18 protein-coding genes are annotated in these 23,125 nt (G+C 69.5%); 5 read left to right on the forward strand and 13 right to left on the reverse strand.

From position 1 onward, the window contains the following. Positions 1-84 precede the first annotated feature (84 nt). The 10 genes from pssA to ACFYP5_RS18795 all read right to left on the reverse strand — a co-directional run bounded on the left by pssA (position 85) and on the right by ACFYP5_RS18795 (position 11,949). Positions 85-903, reverse strand: a complete 819-nt coding sequence (pssA, locus tag ACFYP5_RS18750) for a CDP-diacylglycerol--serine O-phosphatidyltransferase (RefSeq protein WP_176902275.1) — start codon at positions 901-903, stop codon at positions 85-87. A gap of 22 nt (positions 904-925) precedes the next feature. Continuing rightward, positions 926-1,573 carry a phosphatidylserine decarboxylase gene (locus tag ACFYP5_RS18755; RefSeq protein ID WP_389036925.1) on the reverse strand — a complete coding sequence of 216 codons (648 nt, stop codon included), beginning with the start codon at positions 1,571-1,573 and terminating at the stop codon, positions 926-928. Positions 1,574-1,754: 181 nt separating this feature from the next. After that, entirely contained in the window at positions 1,755-2,960 is a 1,206-nt protein-coding gene (locus tag ACFYP5_RS18760; protein ID WP_030916553.1) for an acyl-CoA dehydrogenase family protein, read from the reverse strand. Positions 2,961-2,962: 2 nt separating this feature from the next. Further along, positions 2,963-3,490, reverse strand: a complete 528-nt coding sequence (locus ACFYP5_RS18765; protein ID WP_030916550.1) for a MaoC family dehydratase — start codon at positions 3,488-3,490, stop codon at positions 2,963-2,965. A 2-nt stretch (positions 3,491-3,492) separates the two neighbouring features. Continuing rightward, entirely contained in the window at positions 3,493-4,458 is a 966-nt protein-coding gene (locus tag ACFYP5_RS18770; protein ID WP_389036928.1) for an HpcH/HpaI aldolase/citrate lyase family protein, read from the reverse strand. Next, positions 4,455-6,467: a protein meaA gene (locus ACFYP5_RS18775; RefSeq protein WP_389036931.1), complete on the reverse strand. Its 2,013-nt coding sequence runs from the start codon at positions 6,465-6,467 to the stop codon at positions 4,455-4,457. The genes ACFYP5_RS18770 and ACFYP5_RS18775 overlap by 4 nt, the downstream gene beginning before the upstream one ends. A gap of 1 nt (position 6,468) precedes the next feature. Beyond that, the gene (ccrA, locus tag ACFYP5_RS18780) at positions 6,469-7,806 is read right to left on the reverse strand and encodes a crotonyl-CoA carboxylase/reductase (protein ID WP_389036934.1); all 1,338 of its coding nucleotides are present in this window, start codon (positions 7,804-7,806) and stop codon (positions 6,469-6,471) included. 392 nt (positions 7,807-8,198) lie between these two features. Then, complete coding sequence (locus ACFYP5_RS18785) at positions 8,199-8,996, reverse strand: GNAT family N-acetyltransferase (protein ID WP_389036937.1); 798 nt, start codon at positions 8,994-8,996, stop codon at positions 8,199-8,201. A gap of 135 nt (positions 8,997-9,131) precedes the next feature. Beyond that, complete coding sequence (locus ACFYP5_RS18790) at positions 9,132-9,950, reverse strand: TetR family transcriptional regulator (protein ID WP_352267334.1); 819 nt, start codon at positions 9,948-9,950, stop codon at positions 9,132-9,134. 217 nt (positions 9,951-10,167) lie between these two features. Further along, positions 10,168-11,949 (reverse strand): 3-hydroxyacyl-CoA dehydrogenase family protein, encoded by a 1,782-nt coding sequence (locus ACFYP5_RS18795; RefSeq protein ID WP_389036940.1) that lies wholly within the window; start codon positions 11,947-11,949, stop codon positions 10,168-10,170. A 355-nt stretch (positions 11,950-12,304) separates the two neighbouring features. Between ACFYP5_RS18795 and ACFYP5_RS18800 the strand changes: the two genes are divergently transcribed. After that, positions 12,305-12,877, forward strand: coding sequence for an adenylosuccinate lyase (locus tag ACFYP5_RS18800; protein ID WP_389036943.1), 573 nt, complete (start codon positions 12,305-12,307; stop codon positions 12,875-12,877). Here ACFYP5_RS18800 and ACFYP5_RS18805 read toward each other — a convergent pair. The 3 genes from ACFYP5_RS18805 to ACFYP5_RS18815 all read right to left on the reverse strand — a co-directional run bounded on the left by ACFYP5_RS18805 (position 12,855) and on the right by ACFYP5_RS18815 (position 16,301). Beyond that, positions 12,855-13,418: a GNAT family N-acetyltransferase gene (locus tag ACFYP5_RS18805; RefSeq protein ID WP_389036946.1), complete on the reverse strand. Its 564-nt coding sequence runs from the start codon at positions 13,416-13,418 to the stop codon at positions 12,855-12,857. The genes ACFYP5_RS18800 and ACFYP5_RS18805 overlap by 23 nt on opposite strands. A 72-nt stretch (positions 13,419-13,490) precedes the next feature. Further along, positions 13,491-15,083 (reverse strand): alpha/beta hydrolase, encoded by a 1,593-nt coding sequence (locus ACFYP5_RS18810; protein ID WP_389036949.1) that lies wholly within the window; start codon positions 15,081-15,083, stop codon positions 13,491-13,493. Positions 15,084-15,260: 177 nt separating this feature from the next. Next, positions 15,261-16,301: an Rv2578c family radical SAM protein gene (locus tag ACFYP5_RS18815; RefSeq protein WP_389036952.1), complete on the reverse strand. Its 1,041-nt coding sequence runs from the start codon at positions 16,299-16,301 to the stop codon at positions 15,261-15,263. A gap of 148 nt (positions 16,302-16,449) precedes the next feature. Between ACFYP5_RS18815 and ACFYP5_RS18820 the strand changes: the two genes are divergently transcribed. From ACFYP5_RS18820 to ACFYP5_RS18835, 4 genes are all read left to right on the forward strand, one after another. Then, the gene (locus tag ACFYP5_RS18820; protein WP_389036959.1) at positions 16,450-16,893 is read left to right on the forward strand and encodes an SRPBCC family protein; all 444 of its coding nucleotides are present in this window, start codon (positions 16,450-16,452) and stop codon (positions 16,891-16,893) included. Positions 16,894-17,079: 186 nt separating this feature from the next. Beyond that, positions 17,080-19,554, forward strand: coding sequence for an MFS transporter (locus ACFYP5_RS18825; protein ID WP_389036961.1), 2,475 nt, complete (start codon positions 17,080-17,082; stop codon positions 19,552-19,554). Positions 19,555-19,844: 290 nt separating this feature from the next. Next, entirely contained in the window at positions 19,845-22,292 is a 2,448-nt protein-coding gene (locus tag ACFYP5_RS18830; RefSeq protein WP_389036964.1) for a SpoIIE family protein phosphatase, read from the forward strand. A gap of 112 nt (positions 22,293-22,404) precedes the next feature. Further along, entirely contained in the window at positions 22,405-23,124 is a 720-nt protein-coding gene (locus tag ACFYP5_RS18835; protein ID WP_389036967.1) for a class I SAM-dependent methyltransferase, read from the forward strand. Position 23,125: the final 1 nt, after the last annotated feature.

The raw sequence follows: 23,125 nt of genomic DNA on the forward strand, positions 1-23,125 counted from the left end.
CCGGGAAGGTGCGCCACCACGGCATGCAGGAGGGCCCGGGTGTTGGGGAAGCACCCGGGCCCTCGTACGTCTTGTGCTGTACCGCTAGGGCAGCTGAGCCGCCCGTGCCTCGCGCCGGTTGTCGCGGAAGGTGTTCACCCGCCGCGCCGTCGCGAAGAGCGGGATGACCGCTCCCAGGACCACCTGCAGCGCGCAGCCGGTCTGGAGGAGCAGCTGACCGCCGGGGGCGTCGAACGCCCAGGCGGCGAGCAGTCCCATCGCGCCGACGATCCAGCTGAGCATCGCCACCGCGAGGACACCCCGCGGCTTCGGGTACTCGACCCGGCTGACCATCAGCCACGCCACTCCGACGATCGCGAGCAGCGTCGGAACGAAGGGCAGCTCCAGGAGGACGATCGAGACGACCGTGAGCGCTCCGAAGGGGCTCGGCATGCCCTGGAACATGCCGTCCTTCATGGTCACGCAGGAGAATCTGGCGAGTCTCAGCACCACGGCCAGCAGCACGACGATCGCTGCGAGCGCCGACACCCTCTGGTGTGCGTCGTCCGCGACCATGCCGTACACGAGTACGAAGTAGGCCGGGGCGAGGCCGAAACTGATCAGGTCCGAGAGGTTGTCCAGCTCCGCGCCCATCGGCGAGCTGCGGAGCTTGCGCGCCACCAGCCCGTCGAAGAGGTCGAAGACCGCGGCGAGGAGCATCAGGATCACGGCAGTGGCCGCGGAGTGCCGGGCCATGCCGCTCTCGTCGCTGCCCGTGAGGTGCGGGATGAGGATCCCCGTGGTGGTGAAGTACACCGCCATGAAGCCGCACGTGGCATTACCGAGAGTGAGGGTGTCCGCTATCGACAGCCGCAGAGAGAGCGGCATGTCCTCGACGTCGTCCTCGGACTCGGCCTCCGGCACCCAGCCGGCCTGTGTGTCGGGATCAATCACGGTCAATTCGAGTCACCCCCGCGGTGGTGGCCTGGCCGACCTCGACCGCGACATCGATACCTTCCGGAAGGTAGATGTCGACCCGGGAGCCGAAGCGGATCAGGCCGATGCGCTCGCCCTGCTCCACCTTCGTGCCTTGCGGGATGTACGGGACGATGCGACGGGCAACCGCACCCGCGATCTGCACCATCTCGATGTCACCGAGCTCGGTGTCGAAGTGCCAGACAACGCGCTCGTTGTTCTCGCTCTCCTTGTTGAACGCCGGGACGAACCCGCCGGGGATGTGCTCGACCGATGTCACCGTGCCGGCCAGGGGCGCACGGTTGACGTGGACATTCAACGGGCTCATGAAGATCGCGACGCGGGTGCGCCCGTCCTTCCACGGCATGATGCTCTGCACCACACCGTCGGCCGGAGAGATGACCCGGCCCTGGGCGATCTCTCGCTCGGGGTCGCGGAAGAACCACAGCATGCCCGCCGCGAGCGCGGTGGTGGGCACGGCCACGGCGGCCCAGCGTCCGGACTTGCGGGCCCGGGTGAGGCTGAGTGCCGCGGTGGCGACGGTCGGGAGGAGCCACGGCGAAGCTCCGCGCGCAAGGCGGACTCCGCCGCGTGATGCAGAGGTTTGGCTGTCGGGCATGGATGACCTTCGTAGCGGATGATGCCGCGCTGGCAACGGGGGACGGCGGCTTTTCCGGCGATGCTATCGGTTGCGAGCCGCAACTGGGCAAGCCAGCAGCCGAGTCGGACGGCTGGAAGGCACCGGCTGAGGATGACAGGGTGTGATCTTCTTCGCGGCTAAACCACCTCAAAGGGGACAATCAACCCTGGAACCGGTACTCCTCGAGGAGTCGGCGCCCAATGATCATTTTCTGGATTTCGGCGGTACCTTCACCGATCAGCAGCATCGGGGCCTCCCGGTAGAGGCGCTCGATCTCGTACTCCTTGGAGAAGCCGTAACCGCCGTGGATACGGAAGGCGTCCTCGACGACTTCCTTGCAGTATTCGGAGGCGAGGTACTTCGCCATCCCTGCCTCCAGGTCGTTTCGTTCCCCGGAGTCCTTTTTGCGCGCTGCATTCACCATCATCGCATGCGCCGCTTCGACCTTGGTGGCCATTTCGGCCAGCTTGAACTGGATCGCCTGGTGCTGGGCGATCGGCTTTCCGAAGGTGTGGCGTTGCTGAGCGTAGGAAACGCCCAGCTCGAATGCACGCTGCGCGACGCCGCAGCCACGCGCGGCCACATTCACCCGGCCGACCTCGACGCCGTCCATCATTTGGTAAAACCCTCGACCGGTGGTGCCGCCGAGTACACGATTGGCCGGAATGCGTAGTCCGTCCATGATGAGTTCCGTCGTGTCGACGCCCTTGTAACCCATCTTGTCGATCTTCCCGGGAATGGTGAGCCCCGGACGGACCTCGCCGAAGCCCGGCTCCTTCTCCACCAGGAAGGTCGTCATCGACTTGTGCGGGGCGGTCCCCTCGGGGTGGCCTTCGTCACTTCGGCACAGCACGGCGACGAGCGAGGACGTGCCGCCGTTCGTCAGCCACATCTTCTGGCCGTTCAGGACGTACTCGTCGCCGTCCCTGACGCCCTTGGAGGTGATCGCCGACACGTCGGAGCCCAGCGCCGGCTCGGACATCGAGAATGCGCCCCGGACCTCGCCCAGCGCCATCCGCGGCAGGAACGTGTCCTTCTGTTCCTGGGTGCCGTGCTGCTTGAGCATGTACGCCACGATGAAGTGCGTGTTGATGATTCCCGACACGCTCATCCAGCCGCGTGCGATCTCCTCGACGCAGAGCGCGTATGTGAGAAGCGACTCACCCAGGCCCCCGTACTCCTCGGGGATCATCAGCCCGAACAGGCCCAGTTCCTTGAGCCCCTCGACGATCTCCGTCGGGTACTCGTCGCGGTGCTCCAGCTGGGTCGCGACCGGAATGATCTCCTTGTCGACGAAATCCCGGACCGTGGAGAGGATTTCCTGCTGGATGTCGTTCAGGCCGGCGGTCTGGGCGAGTCGCGTCATGGCTACTTCTCCACGTTCTTCTGCGAAGGCTGGTTCAGCTCCGGGCGGCCGGGCTGCTCGCCGCCGCGCTCCTTGATGTACGTCTCGGTGGGGACCATCACCTTGCGGCGGAACACGCAGACGAGTGTTCCGTCCTGCTTGTAACCCTTGGTCTCCACGTAGACGATTCCGCGGTCACTCTTGGACTTTGACGGAGTCTTGTCGAGGACGGTCGTCTCGCCGTAGATCGTGTCGCCGTGGAAGGTCGGCGCGACGTGCTTCAGCGATTCGACCTCCAGGTTGGCGATCGCCTTCCCGGAGACGTCGGGGACGGACATGCCGAGCAGCAGCGAGTAGATGTAGTTGCCGACTACAACGTTCTTCCCGAAATCGGTCGTCTTCTCCGCGTAGTTGCTGTCCATGTGCAGCGGGTGGTGATTCATGGTGAGCAGACAGAAAAGGTGGTCGTCGTACTCCGTGACCGTCTTTCCGGGCCAGTGCTTGTACACCGCACCGACCTCGAACTCCTCATAGGTGCGTCCGAACTGCATGGTCAGGCCTCCGGAGCTTCGAACTTGGAGGTGCGCTGCATGCCGGCCGCGCGGCCCTTGCCCGCGATGACCAGGGCCATCTTCCGGCTGGCCTCGTCGATCATCTCGTCGCCGAGCATCGCCGAACCCTTCTTGCCGCCCGCCTCCGAGGTGCACCACTCGTACGCGTCGAGGATCAGCTCGGCGTGGTCGTAGTCCTCCTGCGACGGCGAGAACACCTCGTTGGCCGCGTCGACCTGGCCGGGGTGCAGCACCCACTTGCCGTCGAAGCCGAGCGCCGCCGCACGGCCGGCGACCTCGCGGTACGCGTCCACGTCACGGATCTGCAGGAAGGGACCGTCGATCGCCTGGAGGTCGTGCGTACGGGCCGCCATCAGGATGCGCATGAGGATGTAGTGGTAGGCGTCCGCGCCGTATCCGGGCGGCTGCTGACCGACGACCAGGGTCTTCATGTTGATCGACGCCATGAAGTCGGCCGGGCCGAAGATCAGCGTCTCCAGGCGCGGTGAGGCGGCGGCGATGTCGTCGATGTTCACCAGGCCCTTGGCGTTCTCGATCTGCGCCTCGATGCCGATCTTCCCGACCTCGAAGCCCATCGTCTTCTCGATCTGGGTGAGCAGCAGATCGAGGGCGATGACCTGCTGGGCGTCCTGGACCTTCGGCAGCATGATGCAGTCGAGGTTCTGGCCGGCACCCTCGACCACCGTGATCACGTCGCGGTACGTCCAGTGCGTGGTCCAGTCGTTGACGCGCACGACCCGGGTCTTGCCCGTCCAGTCGCCGTCGTTCAGCGCGTCGACGATGTGGTGCCGGGCGCCTTCCTTGGCGAGCGGGGCGCAGGCGTCCTCGAGGTCCAGGAAGACCTGGTCGGCCGGAAGGCCCTGGGCCTTCTCCAGGAACCGCGGGTTCGAGCCCGGCACAGCCAGGCAGGAGCGACGCGGACGCAGACGGTTCACAGGCTGGGTCATGCGGGGACCTCCAGAGGGTCGAGCTTGTTCGCTTTCCGGATCTCGTCGACGATACGGCCGATGATCTCCGTGATGCCGAAGTCCTTCGGGGTGAATACGGCGGCGACACCCGCCTCGATCAGCGCGGTGGCGTCGGCGGGCGGGATGATCCCGCCCGCGATGACGGGTATGTCGTTGGCGCCGGCGTCGCGAAGCCGGTTCAGTACGTCCGGCACCAGCTCGGCGTGCGAGCCGGACAGGATCGACAGACCGACGCAGTGCACGTCCTCGGCCAGCGCGGCCGAGACGATCTGTTCGGGGGTCAGTCTGATCCCCTGGTAGACGACCTCGAATCCGGCGTCACGGGCCCGTACGGCGATCTGCTCGGCGCCGTTGGAGTGCCCGTCCAGGCCCGGCTTGCCGACCAGCAGCCGCAGCCGTCCGGTGCCGAGGTCGCCGGCGGTGCGGGCGACCTTCTCGCGGACCAGGGCGAGCGGCGTGCCCGCCTCCGCGGTCACCGCGACCGGTGCGGACGAGACGCCCGTCGGGGCCCGGAACTCGCCGAACACATCGCGCAGCGCCCACGACCACTCGCCGGTGGTGACACCCGCGCGGGCGCACTCCACGGTCGCTTCCATCATGTTGTCGGTGCCGGCCGCGGCCTTCTTGAGCGCCGCCAGCGCCTCGGACGCACGGGCCTCGTCACGGTTGTCGCGCCACTCGTGGAGCGCCGCGACCACCCTGGCCTCGTTGGCGGGGTCGACCGTCATGATCGCGCCGTCGAGGTCCGAGGTGAGCGGGTTAGGCTCGGTCGTCTCGTAGATGTTGACGCCGACGATCTTCTCCTCGCCGCCCTCGATCCGGGCCCGACGCTGTGCGTGCGAGGAGACCAGCTCCGACTTCAGGTAGCCGGACTCGACGGCCGCCATGGCGCCGCCCATCTGCTGGATCCGGTCGATCTCCGCGAGCGACTCGGTGACCAGGGCGTCCACCTTGGCCTCGATCACATGTGAACCCGCGAAGATGTCCTCGTACTCCAGCAGATCGCTCTCGTGCGCGAGGACCTGCTGGATCCGCAGCGACCACTGCTGGTCCCAGGGGCGCGGGAGCCCCAGCGCCTCGTTCCAGGCGGGCAGCTGGACGGCCCGGGCACGGGCGTCCTTGGAGAGGGTGACCGCCAGCATCTCCAGGACGATGCGCTGGACGTTGTTCTCCGGCTGGGCCTCGGTCAGGCCGAGCGAGTTGACCTGGACGCCGTAGCGGAACCGGCGCTGCTTGGCGTCGGTGATGCCGTACCGCTCGCCGGTGACCTGGTTCCAGATGCGGCCGAAGGCGCGCATCTTGCACATCTCCTCGATGAAGCGGACGCCCGCGTTCACGAAGAAGGAGATACGGGCGACGACATCGCCGAACTTCTCCTCGGGCACCTGCCCGGAGTCACGGACCGCGTCGAGCACGGCGATCGCCGTCGACATGGCGTACGCGATCTCCTGGACCGGAGTGGCCCCCGCCTCCTGCAGGTGATAGCTGCAGATGTTGATCGGGTTCCACTTCGGTATGCGGTTGACCGTGTACGTGATCATGTCGGTGGTCAGCCGCAGCGAGGGACCGGGCGGGAAGACGTGCGTCCCGCGCGAGAGGTACTCCTTGACGATGTCGTTCTGCGTCGTGCCCTGGAGCTTCGTGGCGTCGGCGCCCTGCTCCTCGGCGACCACCTGATAGAGCGCCAGCAGCCACATCGCGGTGGCGTTGATCGTCATCGAGGTGTTCATCTGCTCCAGCGGGATGTCCTGGAACAGCCGCCGCATGTCACCGAGGTGCGAGACGGGCACGCCGACCCGGCCGACCTCGCCGCGGGCGAGGATGTGGTCGGGGTCGTAACCCGTCTGGGTCGGCAGGTCGAAGGCGACCGACAGGCCGGTCTGGCCCTTGGCGAGGTTCCGCCGGTAGAGCTCGTTGGACGCCTCGGCGGTCGAGTGACCGGCGTACGTCCGCATGAGCCACGGGCGGTCCTTCTGACGCCCGCTCATGTCAGACGTCCCGGAAGCGATTGATGGCGTCGATGTGCTGCTCGCGCAGCTCCTCGTTGCGCACACCCAGGCCCTCGCGGGGGGCCAGTGCGAGCACGCCGACCTTGCCCTGGTGGAGGTTGCGGTGCACGTCGTACGCGGCCTGACCGGTCTCCTCCAGGGAGTAGACCTTCGACAGCGTCGGGTGGATCTTGCCCTTGGCGATCAGCCGGTTGGCCTCCCACGCCTCGCGGTAGTTCGCGAAGTGCGAGCCCACGATCTTCTTCAGCGACATCCACAGGTAGCGGTTGTCGTACTCGTGGTTGTAGCCCGACGTGGAGGCACAGGTGACGATGGTGCCGCCCTTGCGGGTCACGTACACGGAGGCGCCGAACGTCTCGCGGCCCGGGTGCTCGAAGACGATGTCCACGTCCTCGCCGCCGGTCAGCTCACGGATGCGCTTGCCGAACCGCTTCCATTCGCGCGGGTCCTGGTTGTGCTCGTCCTTCCAGAACTTGTAGCCCTCAGCGTTGCGGTCGATGATCGCCTCGGCACCCATCTTGCGGCAGATGTCCGCCTTCTGCTCGCTGGAGACGACACAGATCGGGTTGGCGCCACCGGCCAGCGCGAACTGCGTGGCGTATGAACCGAGTCCGCCGCTGGCGCCCCAGATCAGCACGTTGTCGCCCTGCTTCATGCCGGCGCCGTTGCGCGAGACGAGCTGGCGGTACGCGGTGGAGTTGACCAGGCCCGGAGCGGCGGCCTCCTCCCAGCTGAGGTGCTGCGGCTTCGGCATCAGCTGGTTCGACTTGACGAGCGCGATCTCGGCGAGGCCGCCGAAGTTGGTCTCGAAGCCCCAGATCCGCTGCTCGGGGTCGAGCATCGTGTCGTTGTGGCCGTCGGAGGACTCCAGTTCGACCGAGAGGCAGTGTGCGACGACCTCGTCACCGGGGTTCCAGGCGTTGACGCCGGGGCCGGTGCGCAGGACGACGCCCGCCAGGTCGGAACCGATGACGTGGTACGGCAGGTCGTGGCGCTTGGTGAGCTCGCTGAGCCGTCCGTAGCGCTCCAGGAAGCCGAAGGTGGACATCGGCTCGAAGATCGAGGTCCAGACGGAGTTGTAGTTCACCGAGCTGGCCATGACGGCGACCAGCGCCTCACCGGGCCCGAGCTCGGGGACCGGGACCTCGTCGAGGTGCAGCGACTTGCGTGGGTCCTTGTCGCGGGTCTCGAGCCCGGCGAACATCTCCGTCTCGTCCTTGTGCACGGTCATCGCGCGGTACGACTCGGGGATGGACAGGGCCGCAAAATCTGCGGCCGTGCTGTCCTGCGATTGGATCGCGTCCAGGATTTCCTTCACGGTGTGCCTCCGGGATGGTGTCTCCCCTGCTCGACCGGGGCCGAGTGCTCGGGGAATGCGTCGAGGGACGGCTGAGGGTCCCTGCCAACGGGGGGTGCGGTGCGTTGTGGAGGTGCTGCCGTCGGTTCGGCTGGTAAGGCTTCGGCCTGCTCTGGTGGAGCAGAAGGGTTTGCCTGTGACGCAGGCGTCCGGGCGCGCAGGCACATGGCTTGCGGGGACAGCCGGCGTACGTGAGGTCTCTGCACGCCGGCCGCCCGGACAACTTCAACGTATGGCACTCCGTGACACCTGGCAAGGCACTGGGTGCCAACAATTTCTCTCACATGTCATCCGGGCGGCACGAATGAGCAACATGCGAGGTGGTTCGCGCTGATCTGTCCTGCCCGGCATGGTCAGGCCGTGCGCCGGTGGACATACGGCGTGGTGGTGCTCAGCGCGGTGAAACCGAGCCGCTGGAGGATCGGACGGCTCTGGTCGGTCGCGTCCACCTGCAGATATGTGTAGCCACGCTCGGTGGCGATGGCGGCACGGAAGGCCACCAGCGCCCGGTAGATACCCTTCCCGCGCCATGGCTCGACCGTCCCGCCGCCCCAGAGTCCCGCGAAACCGGTGCCCGGGTACAGCTCCATGCGGGCCGAGCTCACCGGCTCGTCGCCCACCATGGCCAGCACCCCGACGAAGCTGTCCGGGGCTTCGGTGAGCCGGGCCAGCACCTGATGCCGCAGCCGCGACCAGTCCGAGCCGAAGGCACGCTCATGGGCCCGGGCCATCAGCTCCACATCGGCCGCGTCGGTCACCGTACGCAGCCGGACGCCCTCGGGGAGCTCCACCGCGGTCGGGAGATCGGCGACCGGGGCGATCAGCAGGGTCTCCGGTTCCTCCGGGACGAAGCCGGCCGCCCGCAGCCGCTGCCCCAGGTCCGCCGGGCGGTCGTGCGCGTACAGCTTCCACTCGAACTCGTCGAGACCGAGTGCGCTGAAGCGCTCCACCTGGGCCGCGATCGCCGCATCCGCCCGGAGGGCGTCCAGGTCCGGCGCCGACCAGACGACGCCGTTCCAGTCGTCGGCCGCGCCGACCTGACGTACGACATCGGCGGTGCGCTCGACACGGACTCCGGGGCCGTCGGGTCGGGCATGTTCGCGCATCTCGTGGTCGAAGAGGGCCAGCAGGGCGTCGTGATCATGAGTCATGCGACCACCACAACACCGGCGGGTCCGGGCCGCAACCAGTTTCGGAGCCGGGGCGCGCCTATGCCGGACGGGCTCGAATTCGAGCCCGTCCGGCATACGGGGGTCGACGGAGCGGTTCGGCCAACAGGCCCCCGCTCAGTGGTCCTTGAGCGCCTGCTGGATCGTGCGCATCACTTCGTCGAGCGGTGCGTCCGTCCGCGCCACCGCGACCAGCACCTCGCCCTCCGTGCTCACCGAAGCGGCGGCCGGCGGGGACGCGGGCTCGGTCCCGGCGATCCGGCCCGCGCCGATCCCGGTCCCGAACGTCTCCCGGACGATCGCGAAGGCGTGGTCGAGCTGTGCCTCCACGTCGCCCTGACCGCCCGCCCGCAGCCAGCGACGCAGCACATGGTTGTGCGCGGTGACGACGGCGGACGCCGCGACCTCCGCCAGCAGCGGATCGTCATTGCCGACATGATGGTCGCGTTCGTCGAAATGGCCCAGGAGATAGCGCGTGAACAGCCGCTCGTAGCGGGCCACCGAGGCGATCTCGGCCTCCCGCAGGGTGGGGACCTCACGAGTCAGCTTGTAGCGGGCCACGGAGACCGCGGGCTTGGCCGCGTACATCTTCATGACTTCCTTGATGCCGCGGCAGACGGTGTCGAGCGGGTGCTCGTGCGCGGGGGCGGCGTTGAGGACGGCCTCGGCCCGGACGAGAGTGTCGTCGTGGTCCGGGAAGATCGCCTCTTCCTTGGAGCGGAAGTGCCGGAAGAAGGTCCGCCGGGCGACGCCCGCGGCGCCCGCGATCTCGTCGACCGTCGTCGCCTCGTACCCCTTCGTGGCGAAGAGCTCCATCGCTGCGGCGGCCAGTTCGCGGCGCATCTTGAGCCGCTGGGCGGCGGCGCGCGTGCCTGCGGCACTCTCCGGGGCGTCGGGTGCGGCGGAGACACGGGGGGACCTGGCAGGCTGGGACATGGTGTGAACGTACTGCATCGGCGCAGGAGAGCGCGCCTGCGGGGGCGGGCCGCCGGGCGGCACCTCCCACGCCGACGGCGGTGGCGGCGGGTCGAGCAGCCCTCCCCAGCCGGCTCCCGGCCCGGGCTCCGGCGGGGGGCCGGCCGAGCGGTCCCGGCCGGCCGAGCGGCCCCGCCCGGCCGGAGACCCGGCCGACCGGGCAGGAGCCCGCCGTCCCTCAGCGCCGGGCATATTCGCGGAAGCCACGCCCCGTCTTGCGGCCGAGGCAGCCGGCGGCCACCAGATGCTCCAACAGCGGCGCCGGGGCCAGGCCCGGGTCGCGGAACTCGCTGTGCAGCACCTTCTCGATGGCGAGCGAGACATCGAGCCCGACGACGTCGAGGAGTTCGAACGGGCCCATCGGGTAACCGCCGCCCAGCTTCATCGCGGCGTCGATGTCGTCGAGGGTCGCGTAGTGCTCACCGACCATCTTGATCGCGTTGTTGAGGTACGGGAACAGCAGCGCGTTGACGATGAAACCGGCCCGGTCCCCGCAGTCCACCGGGTGCTTGCGGATCTTCTCGCACACCTCCCGCACGGTGGCGTGGACGTCGTCGTCCGTGAGCACCGTACGGACCACCTCGACCAGCTTCATCGCGGGCGCCGGGTTGAAGAAGTGCATCCCGATGACGTCCTGCGGACGCGAGGTGGCCCGTGCGCACGCCACGACCGGCAGCGACGACGTGGTGGTGGCGAGCACCGCACCCGGCTTGCAGACCTTGTCCAGCGTGGTGAACAGCTGCTGCTTGACCGCCAGGTCCTCGGCGACCGCCTCGACCGCGAGATCGACGTCGTCGAACGAGTCCAGCGAACCGGCCGCGGTGATGCGGGCGAGGGTCTCGTCCCGCGCCTCGGCCGTCAGCCGCCCCTTGGCGACGGAACGCTCCAGCGACTTGGCGATCCGGCCCTTCGCCGTGTCGGCCTTCTCCTGGCTGCGCGCGGCGAGCACCACGTCGTACCCGGCCTTCGCGAAGACCTCCGCGATACCCGACGCCATCGTCCCGGACCCGGCGACACCCACGGACCGCACGGTGCGCCCGGCCGCCGCTCCGGTGCTCTGCTGCGGCGTCCTCGCGTCCGGCACCACGGTCTGGCTGCCCGGCGCCGCGTACGTGTAGAAGCCGCGGCCCGACTTGCGGCCGGTCAGACCGGCCTCGCTGAGCTGCTTGAGGATCGGGGCAGGGGCGTGCAGCCGGTCGTGCGACTCGGAGTACATCGCCTCCAGGACGGTACGGGCGGTGTCCACCCCGATCAGGTCGAGCAGGGCGAGCGGGCCCATCGGCAGCCCGCAGCCCAGCTTCATGGCCGCGTCGATGTCCTCACGGGAGGCGTAGCTCGCCTCGTACATCGCGGCGGCCTGGTTCAGGTAACCGAACAGCAGCCCGTCGGCGACGAACCCCGGCCGGTCACCCACCGCGACCGGCTCCTTGCCCAGCTCACGGGCGAGCTCGGTGACCGCCTCGACGGCCGGCGGTGCGGTCAGCACCGAGGAGACCACCTCGACCAGCTTCATCGCGGGCGCCGGGTTGAAGAAGTGCAGACCGAGCACGCGCTCGGGGTGCTGCGACTCGGCTGCCAGCCGGGTCACCGACAGGGCGTTGGTGCCGGTCGCCAGGATCGCGGTGGGGGAGGTGATCGCGTCGAGCTCGCGGAAGAGCTGCTGCTTGATCTCGTACGACTCGGGCACGACCTCGATGACGAGCTGCGCGTCCGCGGCGGCCTGCAGGTCGGAGAAGGTGCGGAACCGGGCGAGGGCGTCGTGCCGCTCGCCCTCGGTGATCCGTCCCTTCTGCACGGCGCGGGCGGTGGAGGCTTCGAGGGCGGCGACGGCCTGACGCGCGGCCGCCTCGCTGATGTCGATACCGATGACCTCGCGGCCGGCCCGGGCGAGGACCTCGGCGATGCCGGTGCCCATGGTGCCGAGGCCGACGACGGCGATGGTGGAGAGCGGGATGTCCATCACGGGACTCCAGGGATGAGTGACGACTGTGTGGGCGCACGGCACGCACGGAGCTGGTGGGGCCGAGGGGCCCGACCGGCGCATGGCGTGCGGGAATTGCGTGTCGTGGTGCTCAGGGCCGGGGGTGTACCGAACACACCCGGACCCGGGATGGGGTGACGGACTCTGTCCCGGAGTCACGTCTCGCAAAGCTGCCGAACCGACAAGCACTCCGGGTGGCTGCGTCACCAGGCCACTGGAGTCGGCGGGGAGTGTGTCCCGCTCATATGAGGTTAACCGGCGAGTAACGAGCGCGCCAGTCCCGAGTTGTTGTGTGCCCGCTCACACTCGATGTGCCCGCCGATACGCTGACGTCATGGACGAGGAGTTCCGGTCGCTGGCCGACCGGCTGGGGGACGAGGCGGGGGAGTCGGCGGCGTACCGCAGGCTGCTCGCCACCGAGGACGACGAGGAGCTGGCCCAGGTACTCGTCGAATGCGAACGCCCGCTCTGGGCGCGCGAGATCGCCGCGTTCCGGCTCGGCTGCGGCGGCGACAGACGGGCCTTCGAGGCGCTGGTCCTGCTGCTCAACCACCGCGACCCGGAGCGCTGTGTCTCCGCCGCCCATGCCCTCGTACGCCTCGGCGACCCGCGCACGCCCCGAGCCGCCGCCACCCTCGCGACCAACACCCTGCGCACCGCCTACGCCCTGCACCCGGTACGGCTGCTCACCGCCCTGCGGGCCCCCGAGTCCGTCCCGACGCTGATCAGCACCCTGGAACGGCTGCTGGCACCGGACGAGCCGCACTGGCGGGTCGCACTGGCCTGTGTGGAGGGGCTGGGTCAGCTCGGCGACGCGCAGGCGCGCCCGGTCCTGCAGGCGGCGCTGCCGCACCCGAGGCTCGGCGGCGCGGCCGAGAAGGCGATCAGCCGGCTGCCGGCCGGCTGAGAGGACGTACGTAACGCACCTCGGGCACGAGGACGCCACCGACCTGGAAGGGTTCCTCCGCGCCGTCCGGAGCGAAGCCCGCACGCTCGTAGAAACGGCGGGCCGGTGCGTTCTCCTCGAGGACCCAGAGCGACAGATCGGGGAACCCGTCCGCTGCGGAGCGCGCCAGGATCTCCGTCATCAGGGCGCGACCGACCCCGGTCCCGCGCTGCTCGGGCAGCACATAGATGGCGTACAGCTCGGCGCGGGCGAGCCGCCTGCCGTCCGCGCGGTACGGGCCGTAACAGGCCCAGCCGATCACACCCTGTCCCGGCCGTTCGGCCACCACATTGACGACCGTGTTGCGTTCGCCGAAGAAGCCGCGCCGCCGCTGCGCGTCCTCGGCGATGTCCATCGCGTCCAGATACGCCTGCGGGATCAGCCCGGTGTACGCGGCCTGCCAGCCGCGCACCCGGACCGTCGCGACGGCCTCGCAGTCGTCGACCGTCATCTCTCTGACGGACAGTTCGGGGGCGTACGCGGAGGTGGGCCGTGTCGTCATGCGGACCATGGTGGCGTACGCCCCCGAGGGCGTGCGATCGGGTCACCGGGTCCGGAGTCCGGGCCCCACCCGTCAGCCGCGGAAGCCGAGCATCCCGTGCAGTACGCCGCCCCCGTCTGCCGTCGCGCTCCGCAGCGTCTTCGCCGACGCCCCGGCGGCCGGCGGCTCCGGGTCGGGCGACTTCGGGCAGACCGCGTCGGCGCTGGTGCCGGTGCCGCGCGGGACGATGCCCTTGTCGAGGTAGTCCACCAAGTACCGGTCCAGGCACTTGTTGCCGCTCAGCGTGATGCCGTGGTTGCCGCCGCCCTGTTCGACGACCAGGCTGGAGCCGCGAAGTCTGCGGTGCAGGGTGACCCCGCCCTCGTACGGCGTGGCCGCGTCCTCCGTGGCCTGGAAGAGCAGCACCGGCGGGAGTGCGTCGTTGGAGACCTGCACCGGGTTGAGCGGCTTCACCGGCCAGGATGCGCACGGTGCGTTGTACCAGGTGTTGTTCCAGGTGTAGAAGGGCGCCTTGCCGTGCACCTTCCAGCTCTCGCTGCGCCAGGTGTTCCAGTCGCGTGTCCACGCGGCGTCGTGGCACTGCACGGCCGCGTAGACCGAGTAGCCGTTGTCGCCCTTGTCGTCGACGGCGCCGAGCTTCTTGTACGCGCGGACCAGCGCGTCCTGGTCCTTGTGGTTCACGTAGGAGGCGAACGCATCGGCCAGGTAGGGCCAGTACCCGTTCTGGTAACCGCCCGGCAGGAACGTGTCCTGCAGCTCGCTCATGCCGACCGTCCCGCCCGCGGGTTCCTTCCTGACCGCTTCGCTCATCCCGTACCAGGCGGCCTCGACCTTCGCCGGGTCGCTGCCGAGTCCGTACCTCGAATTGTGCTTCGCGACCCAGGCGGCGAACGCCTTCTGGCGGGCGTCGAACGCGTAGTCCTGACCGATGTTGTCGTCGTACCAGACCCCGTCCGGGTCGACGTTCGAGTCGAGCACCAGACGCCGTACCCGCTCCGGGAACAGCTTGGCGTACACCGCGCCCAGATAGGTGCCGTAGGAGTATCCGAAGTAGTTGATCTGTGGGGAGCCGATGGCCTGCCGGATCACATCGAGATCCTTGGCGGTGCTCACCGTGTCCATGTACGGCAGCAGATCGGGGTACTTCGCGCCGCACGCGGCGGCGAAGGACGCGGCGCGGTCGCGGTTCGCGTGCTCGGTCCGGAGGTCCAGCGGCACCGGGTCGGGGCGCAGCGGCTCGAAGTATTTCGGTACACAGTTCAGGGCCGGGGAGCTCTTCCCGACCCCGCGCGGGTCGAACCCGATCACGTCGTACTGCGCGGCGGTCTCCTTCGGCAGCGAGGCCGCCACGAAGCCGGCCATGGTCAGCCCGCTGCCGCCGGGGCCGCCGGGGTTGACGAGCAGGGGGCCCTGCGAGGTCTTCGCGGTGTGCGGGATCCGTGACAGGGCGAGTCTGATGCTCCTGCCCGACGGATCGTCATGATTGAGCGGGGTGCGCACGGTTGAGCACTGCAGCGTCGGATACGACTTCGTGGCGCAGCCGGTCCATGTGAGCTGCGCGGCAGTCGGCGCGACTCCGTCGGCTGCCGACGGGGACTGAACACCGGTCATCAGACCGGCGACTGTCGCACCGACGGCGAACAGAATTCCTGAACGATTCGTCATATGGCCTCCCGTGGTGGAGGGAACGCGGCTGCGGGTGGTGCAGCCCCCGCCGCATGCTCCCCACATTCGGACACGGAAGGACATGTTCTGATGAGAGTTGACCCATTTGCCCGACCCGGGCTCGGACAGGCCCGCGGCAGCTTCGGCGCGAGGGCCGGAACGGAGCCCGGGCCGAGGTCAGAGCAGGGTCAGCTGGGTGGGGCCGGGACCGTCGAGCGGCGACTGCCGCTCCTGCTGCACAGGGATCCGGCGGGGCTCTCCGCGACGCGCCGGACCGATGCCGTACTCGGCGGCCAGTTCGTGCACCCGGCGGGTGACTGTGCGCTGGTACCACGTGGGCGCGTACGCCCCGTCCGCGTACATCCGCTCGTACCGTCGCACCAGTTGTGGGTGGTGCCGGCCGAGCCACTGCATGAACCACTCGCGGGCGCCCGGCCGCAGATGGAGCACGAGCGGGGTCACCGAGGTCGCCCCGGCGGCGGCGACCGCGCGGACCGTGGCCCGCAGCTGGTCCGGGCGGTCACCGAGGAACGGGATGACGGGCGCCATCAGTACGCCGCAGTCGATGCCGTTCTCGCTCAGCTTGCGCACGACGTCGAGGCGGCGCTCGGGGGAGGGGGTGCCGGGTTCGACGGTGCGCCACAGCTCGGGATCGACGAAGCCGACCGAGACGGAGATGCCGACTTCGGTGACCTCCGCAGCCTGCCTCAGCAGCTCCAGATCGCGCAGGACGATCGTGCCCTTGGTGAGGATCGAGAACGGGTTGGCGTGGTCGCGCAGCGCCTCGATGATGCCGGGCATCAGCCGGTAGCGGCCCTCGGCCCGCTGGTAGCAGTCGACATTGGTGCCCATCGCGATGTGCGCCCCGTGCCAGCGGCTGGAGGAGAGATGGCGGCGGAGCAGCTCCGGAGCGTTGATCTTGACGACGATCTGTGAGTCGAAGCCGAGCCCGGTGTCCAGGTCCAGATAGCTGTGGGTCTTGCGGGCGAAGCAGTAGACGCAGGCATGCGTGCAGCCCCGGTACGGGTTCACGGTCCATTCGAACGGCATCCGGGATGCGCCCGGCACCCGGTTCACGATCGAGCGGGCCCGGATCTCATGGAAGGTGATTCCCCGGAATTCGGGGGTGTCGAAGGTGCGCGTGGTCACCGCGTCCGCGGCGAAGAGCGCGCCGGTCCCGGTCTCCCGGGTGTTCTCGACCAGATTGTCCCAGCGCATGGACGCCTCCTCGGTAGCGCTGGACACAGAATAGAACACTTGTTCCCTTGATCGTTTTCTCCCCTTCGTCCCGGCCCGGATTTTGAGCGGGGTGCCGGAGGTGATTGGCTCAGCACACCCCGAACAACCGAGTGGTGGAGGAGCAGCCATGGCGCAGGTCGAGGCCACGACAGAGCGGATCATCGCGGCGGACGCGGAGACGCTGTTCGACGCGCTGGCCGACTACAAGGAGGTCCGGGGCAAGGTGCTGCCCGGCCAGTTCAGCGAGTACGAGGTGCGCGAGGGCGGTGACGGTGAGGGCACCCTCGTCCACTGGAAGCTGCAGGCCACCAGCAAGCGGATCCGCGACTGCCTGCTGGAGGTCAGCGAGCCGACCGAAGGTCAGCTCGTCGAGAAGGACCGCAACTCGTCGATGGTCACCACCTGGATCGTCACTCCGGCCGGCGAGGGCAAGTCCAAGGCCGTCGTGTCGACCGTCTGGAACGGTGCGGGCGGCATCGGTGGGTTCTTCGAGAAGACCTTTGCGCCCAAGGGACTTGGGCGCATCTACGACGAGCTGCTGAAGAACCTCGCGACCGAGGTCGAGAAGTAGTACAGACATCCCTGACCGGCCTCACCGGTTCGGGTGGTTTTCCCGGCCCGCCGGTTGCGCGCCGTAGTGGCTCCCACCGGGGCATAAGCCCCCCGAGTGCGCCGTCAGCGCCCCCCGTCGCGTTTGCCTCTCTATGTCGCGCAATGCGAGAAATGGGCGGCGCAGATGCGACGAGGGGAGCGGCACGTGGTGGGCGGTATCACTCTGGTGAAGGACGAACCGGACGGTGCGGGCGGCGCCGGGGAGCAGACAGCCGCCCCTCCCGGTGCGGCAACCGCGGCGCCGTCCGTATCGGCTTCCACGGATCCCACCGCCCCGCATCCCCCCTCCGCGGATGCCGTCGCCGAGGAGCTCAGCGCCCGAGGGATCCGGCTGGTCTTCCTCGGGCTGATGCTCACCCTCCTGCTCGCGGCGCTCGACCAGATGATCGTCGCCACCGCGCTGCCCAAGATCGTCGGTGAGCTGCACGGCCTGGAGAAGATGTCCTGGGCGGTCACCGCCTATCTCCTCGCCTCCACCATCGGACTGCCGATCTACGGCAAGCTCGGGGATCTCTTCGGCCGCAAGAGCGTCTTCCAGTTCGCGATCGTCGTCTTCGTCGTCGGCTCCGCGCTGGCCGGCTGGTCCCGCACCATGGACGAGCTGATCGCCTTCCGTGCCATCCAGGGCGTCGGCGGCGGCGGACTCATGATCGGGGTCCAGGCGATCATCGCGGACGTCGTACCGCCTCGCGAGCGCGGCCGCTTCATGGGGCTGATCGGTGCCGCGTTCGGTCTCGCGTCGGTCGCGGGCCCGCTGCTCGGCGGCTTCTTCACCGACCACGCCTCGTGGCGCTGGTGCTTCTACATCAACGTCCCGTTCGGCCTCGTCACCCTCGCCGTCATCACCGTCGTACTGAAGCTCCCCAAGCCCACGGTCCGGCCCCGCCTCGATGTGCTCGGCGCCCTGCTGCTGGCCGCCGCCTCCACCTGCGTGGTGCTGCTGACCAGTTGGGGAGGCACGGAGTACGCCTGGGGATCTCGCACCATCCTCGGGCTGGCCGCCGGAGCTGTCGTGACGACACTGCTCTTCCTCGTGGTCGAACGCCACGCACCCGAACCCGTCATCCCGCTGCGGTTGTTCCGCGACTCGATCTTCAATGTCACCGCGCTCGTCGGCGCGGTCGTCGGTGTCGCCCTGTTCGGCGCCGCCAGCTATCTGCCGACGTTCCTGCAGATGGTCGACGGTGCCACCGCCACCGAGTCGGGGCTGCTGATGCTCCCCATGATGGGCGGCATCGTCGCGGCGTCCGTCGTCTCCGGCCAGCTGATCTCCCGTACCGGCCGCTACCGCATGTACCCGATCCTCGGCAGCGCGATCTCGGTGGTCGGCATGTGGCTGCTCTCGCGCCTCGAAACCGACACTCCGCGCTTCGAGTACAGCATCGCGCAGGCCGTGCTCGGCGTCGGGATCGGCCTGATCATGCCGGTGCTCGTCCTGGCTGTGCAGAACTCCGTGCCGCCCGCCGACCTCGGCACCGCCACCAGTGCGAACAACTACTTCCGGCAGATCGGCGGCAGCGTCGGCGCCGCCGTGTTCGGGACGCTGTTCGCGGGCCGTCTCGCGGACGCTCTCGCCGTCCGCCTCCCCTCCGGAGCCGACCTCCCCGACCCCGAGTCGATCACCCCGCAACTGGTCCACGCCATGGACCCCGCGCTCCGCGACAGCTACATCCAGGCGTACGCCGACGCGATGCCCCGGATCTTCCTCTACCTCGTGCCGGTGCTCGCGCTCGGCCTCGTCATCGCCTTCTTCCTCAAGGAGAAACCGCTGGTGTCCCACCACAGCCCCGATTCAGCTGCCGAGTCCGCCTCGATTCCCGGCGCACGTGCCACCGCCGCCCCGCCGCCGCCCGTCCACCTCTCGGGAGTGCCGGTGTGCGGCAGCGTCCAGCACGCCGACGGCTCGAAGGTCCCGCGCGCCGCCCTCACCCTCATCGACGTCCAGGGGCAGCAGGTCGGAAGGGGCGCGAGCGGTGACGACGGGCGGTACGCGCTGAGCGTGCCCGGCTCCGGCAGCTACGTCCTGATCGCGGCGGCCGGCGGACACCAGCCGCAGGCCGTCAGCGTCACCGTCGGCGAACGGCCCGTCGAGCTCGATGTGGTGCTCGGCGGTGCGGGCAGACTGGCCGGGACCGTCGTCACGGCCGACGGGATCCCGGTGCGGGACGCCGCCGTCACCCTCACCGATGTGCGCGGTGAGGTCGTCGCGTCCACCCGCAGCGGCCGCGAGGGCGGCTATGTGATCTCCGAGTTGGTGGCCGGCGAGTACACCCTCGCCGCCAGCGCCCCCGCCTTCCGGCCCGCAGCGCTGCCGGTCAGCGTGCAGGCGGCCAGAGAGACCCGGCAGGACATCGAACTGGCCGGTGGCGCTGTGCTGCGCGGCATCGTACGGGCGAGTGGTGGGCGGCCCGTCGAGGACGCCCGGGTCACGCTCCTCGACGCGGCCGGCAATGTCGTCGACACCCTGACCACCGGCCCCGACGGGGCGTTCCGCTTCGTGGATCTGTCGACCGGCGAGTACACGGTGATCGCGGCCGGGTATCCGCCGGTGGCGACCGTCCTCCAGGTCGCGGGTGGCGGACGCACCGAACGCGACCTCCAGCTCGGGCACGCGGACTGACGCCGGGGGCCATGGTCGGAGCCGTAGGGGGCAGGCTCCAGTGGCAGGACGCGGTTCCGGTCGCCCCTGGGGCCTCTCGTCCGGATCATGTCGGGCTCGCAGGGTCTGCGCTCCAGCCTGATCCGAACGAACGTCCCCAGTGCCTTCCCCGCCCGATTGTGCGCGGTGGGGCGCGCGGGGCGCACCACCCCTGGGGCTGATTCCGCCGATGACCGGCGGGGCCGGACACGGAGCCGTACCGTGGAGTCACAAGCCGCAGAGCTTTGCGGTGGGGAAGGAGCCTTCCACCCATGGACCTTGGTGTACCGCCGCAGAGGGCACCACAGCCGCGCGACACCACTGCCGGACGGGTGCCGCTCGCCGTGGTCGTCGTCGACGCGGCCGGACTCGTGTCGCACTGGTCCACCGGGGCCAGGCGGCTCTTCGGGGTCGCCAGGGAGGACGCCATCGGCTGTCCGGCCGGTGAACTCCTGCCGGTCTCCGGGGCGTTGCGGCAGGACGGGGAGCCCGGCCCGGACGGTACCTCCTCCGGGTTCGGCCACGGACTCGACAGCTCACTCAGCGGGAGCGTCGCCTATCCGGCGGCGGGACGGGCCCGTGTCGACGAGCCACGGCGCGGCCGGATCGACGTCCTGTGGTGGGCCTACCCGCTGGTCGGCCCCGGTCCCGAACGGCTCCTCGTCCTTGCCGCGGACGCCGGGCAGTTGCGCGACGCCGAGGCGAACGGCCACCGGGACAACGAGACGATCGCCCCCGCCTTCGCGCTCCACACCGACTTCCCCGGCTATCAGGACCTGGCCGGGCGGCTCCCCGAGATCCTGCCCAACATGAGCGTCCACCAGGCGTCCCGGATCGTCTCGCAGGTCCTCGAACTGGGCTACCCGATCCTGGAGTTCAGCCACCGCGAACGGGTCCCGGTCACTCCCGACTGGGGTGTGCCGCGGCGGACGCCGCGCCGGCCGGCCGAGGACCCGGAGGCCACCGCCGGAGGTTCGCCCGCACTCCGCGCCGTGCCGCGCCCCGAACTCGACCTCGAGTACGGCGCGGTCCGCGAACGGCTGGAGTTCCTCAACGAGGTCAGCGGCCGCATCGGCACCTCCCTCGATCTCGAACGCACCATCCGCGAGGTCACCAGCGCCGCCGTCCCGCGCTTCACCGACTTCGCCGGTACGCATCTGCGTGCCGCGGTCCTCGCCGGTGAGGGCTTCCCGGACGGGCCGCCCGATGTCACCACCGTCTGGCACCGGGTGTGGGTCGAGCACAACGACGAGCCCGGCCGCTGGGACGACACCGTCCCGGTCGGCGAGTCCATCGCCTTCCCCGAGCACACACCGTTCTTCCAGTGCATGGTCACCGGTGAGCCGGTCCTCATCCCGTACGTCAGCGAGGAGATGAGCAACCGGATCTCGGGCGAGTTCGAGAAGCGCGACCTGCGCCCCCTGATCACCCACCGGTCGCTGCTCATCGTGCCGCTCAAGGCCCGTGACGTGGTGCTCGGCTTCATGGTCCTGATGCGCCGGCCCGGCCGTGAGCCCTTCGACGACATGGACCGCACCACGGGCGCCGAACTCGCGGCCCGCGCCGGGCTCGTACTCGACAACGCCCGCATGTACACGTACCAGGAGAATGTCGCCGACACCCTCCAGGACAGCATGCTGCCCCAGGTCGAACCGCGCATGGCGGGCTGCGACATCGCCACCCGCTATCTGCCCGGCGCCCGGCTCGGCCGGATCGGCGGTGACTGGTTCGACTCGGTGAAACTGCCCGGCTCCCGGACCGCGCTCGTCGTGGGCGACGTCATGGGGCACGGACTCAACTCGGCCGCGATGATGGGTCAGTTGCGCACCGCCGTACTGACGATGGCCACCATGGAGATGCCGCCCGCCCAGCTGCTGCGCAACCTCGACGACCTGGCACAGCGCCTCGGCGAGCAGTATCTGGCGACCTGCCTCTACGCCGTCTACGACCCGATCCACTCCGAGCTCCAGATCGCCAACGCCGGGCACATCCCGCCCGTACTGGTACGCGCCGAGGACGGCCGGGCGGAGCTCCTCGACCTGCCGACCGGTGCGCCCATCGGCGTCGGCGGTGTCGCCTTCGAGACCGCGACCGTGCGGGTGCGGCCCGGTGACCGGCTGGTCCTGTGCACCGACGGTCTGGTCGAGGTGCGCGGCCAGGACATCGGCGCGGGACTCGCCGCACTCTGCGCCTCCGCCGCGCACCCCGCCGCCTCGATGGACGACGCCTGCGACACGATCATCCGCGCCCTGAACCCGAAGGGCGGCCGCAAGGACGACGTGGCACTGCTGATGGCCCGGCTGAACGGCATCCCGGATGGCGACGTCGCCGAGTGGCAACTCGCCCTGGACCCACGCGAAGTGGCCCGCGCCCGCCGGCTGGTCCGCGGCAAGCTCCTCGACTGGGAGCTGCCGGAGGCGGTGGAGTCGGCCGAGCTGATGGTCAGCGAACTCGTCACCAACGCCGTGAAGCACGGGCGCACCCACCACATCGGGCTGCGTCTCGTCCGGACCGGCGCCCTGCTCTGCGAGGTCAGCGACGACGAACCGGCCCCGGCCGCGCTCCTCAACGCCTGCGCCCACGACGAGTTCGGCCGCGGCCTGCTGGTGGTGAGCGGCCTCGCCCGCGAGTGGGGGACGAGCACCACGGCACGGGGCAAGACCGTCTGGTTCGAACAAACACTCACCCGCTTCCCGCGTCCGCGGTCGAACATCAGGTGAAAGACGCCGTCCTGTACGACGGATGATGCGCACCCCCTTGCCCCGGGGCGCTCCGGGGCGGTAGTCCGTTGCTGAGCAGACAGCGGTGGATACATCGGATCCGGGAGTGCGTATGGACGTGTCGCAGGGCTACCGCGAGTCGTGGGAAGGCTTCTGGTCGGCCACTTCCGACGCGCCCGGCGAGGCGATCTGGGACTCTGACCCGTCCCTCACCTCCGTACCCGACAGCAAGCTGCTGCTTCCGTACGCCGACGCCTCGCTGCCCGTCGTCGACCTCGGCTGCGGCAACGGCACGCAGACCCGCTACCTCGCCACCTGCTTCGCCCGCGCCATCGGAGTGGACCTCTCGCACGCGGCGATCGAGCACGCACGCCGCGCGGACACCGCAGGTGTCGCGGAGTTCACCCAGCTCAACCTCGTCGACGGTGACGCGGTGCGGGCTCTGCACGAGCGGATCGGCGACACCAACGTCTATATGCGGGCGGTGATCCACCAGAGCGAGCCGCCGGCCCGGCCGGTGGTCGCCGCAGCCGTCGCGACGCTGATCGGGGAGCGTGGCCGGGCCTTCGTTGCCGAGCTGACCCCCGCCTCCAAGACCGTGCTCCAGCAGGCCGCCCAGGCGCCGGGTGGACCGCCCGAGAAGCTGCGGCGGGTCTTCGAGTACGGGCTCAAGCCGGCCGGTGCCACCGAGGAGGAGGTTCCGGAACTGCTGCGGGCGGCAGGGCTGAAGACGCTGGCCACCGGGGACACCGCACTCGCCCAGACCGAGTACCTCCCCGACGGCACCCGCATCGACCTGCCGGCCCGCTGGTTCGTCCTCGCCGGCGGCTGAC

It is taken from the genome of Streptomyces sp. NPDC005262 (assembly GCF_042872425.1).
Classification (GTDB): domain Bacteria; phylum Actinomycetota; class Actinomycetes; order Streptomycetales; family Streptomycetaceae; genus Streptomyces.

Bases quoted from the DNA above. Each gene is read 5' to 3' on its own strand.
- ACFYP5_RS18810 (WP_389036949.1), bottom strand. From the start codon at position 15,083: ATGACGAATCGTTCAGGAATTCTGTTCGCCGTCGGTGCGACAGTCGCC.
- ACFYP5_RS18785 (WP_389036937.1), bottom strand. From the start codon at position 8,996: ATGACTCATGATCACGACGCCCTGCTGGCCCTCTTCGACCACGAGATG.
- ACFYP5_RS18775 (WP_389036931.1), bottom strand. From the start codon at position 6,467: ATGAGCGGGCGTCAGAAGGACCGCCCGTGGCTCATGCGGACGTACGCC.
- ACFYP5_RS18830 (WP_389036964.1), top strand. From the start codon at position 19,845: ATGGACCTTGGTGTACCGCCGCAGAGGGCACCACAGCCGCGCGACACC.
- ACFYP5_RS18770 (WP_389036928.1), bottom strand. From the start codon at position 4,458: ATGACCCAGCCTGTGAACCGTCTGCGTCCGCGTCGCTCCTGCCTGGCT.
- ACFYP5_RS18815 (WP_389036952.1), bottom strand. From the start codon at position 16,301: ATGCGCTGGGACAATCTGGTCGAGAACACCCGGGAGACCGGGACCGGC.
- ACFYP5_RS18790 (WP_352267334.1), bottom strand. From the start codon at position 9,950: ATGTCCCAGCCTGCCAGGTCCCCCCGTGTCTCCGCCGCACCCGACGCC.
- ACFYP5_RS18765 (WP_030916550.1), bottom strand. From the start codon at position 3,490: ATGCAGTTCGGACGCACCTATGAGGAGTTCGAGGTCGGTGCGGTGTAC.
- ACFYP5_RS18795 (WP_389036940.1), bottom strand. From the start codon at position 11,949: ATGGACATCCCGCTCTCCACCATCGCCGTCGTCGGCCTCGGCACCATG.
- ACFYP5_RS18835 (WP_389036967.1), top strand. From the start codon at position 22,405: ATGGACGTGTCGCAGGGCTACCGCGAGTCGTGGGAAGGCTTCTGGTCG.
- ACFYP5_RS18805 (WP_389036946.1), bottom strand. From the start codon at position 13,418: ATGACGACACGGCCCACCTCCGCGTACGCCCCCGAACTGTCCGTCAGA.
- ACFYP5_RS18800 (WP_389036943.1), top strand. From the start codon at position 12,305: ATGGACGAGGAGTTCCGGTCGCTGGCCGACCGGCTGGGGGACGAGGCG.
- ACFYP5_RS18760 (WP_030916553.1), bottom strand. From the start codon at position 2,960: ATGACGCGACTCGCCCAGACCGCCGGCCTGAACGACATCCAGCAGGAA.
- ACFYP5_RS18755 (WP_389036925.1), bottom strand. From the start codon at position 1,573: ATGCCCGACAGCCAAACCTCTGCATCACGCGGCGGAGTCCGCCTTGCG.
- ACFYP5_RS18820 (WP_389036959.1), top strand. From the start codon at position 16,450: ATGGCGCAGGTCGAGGCCACGACAGAGCGGATCATCGCGGCGGACGCG.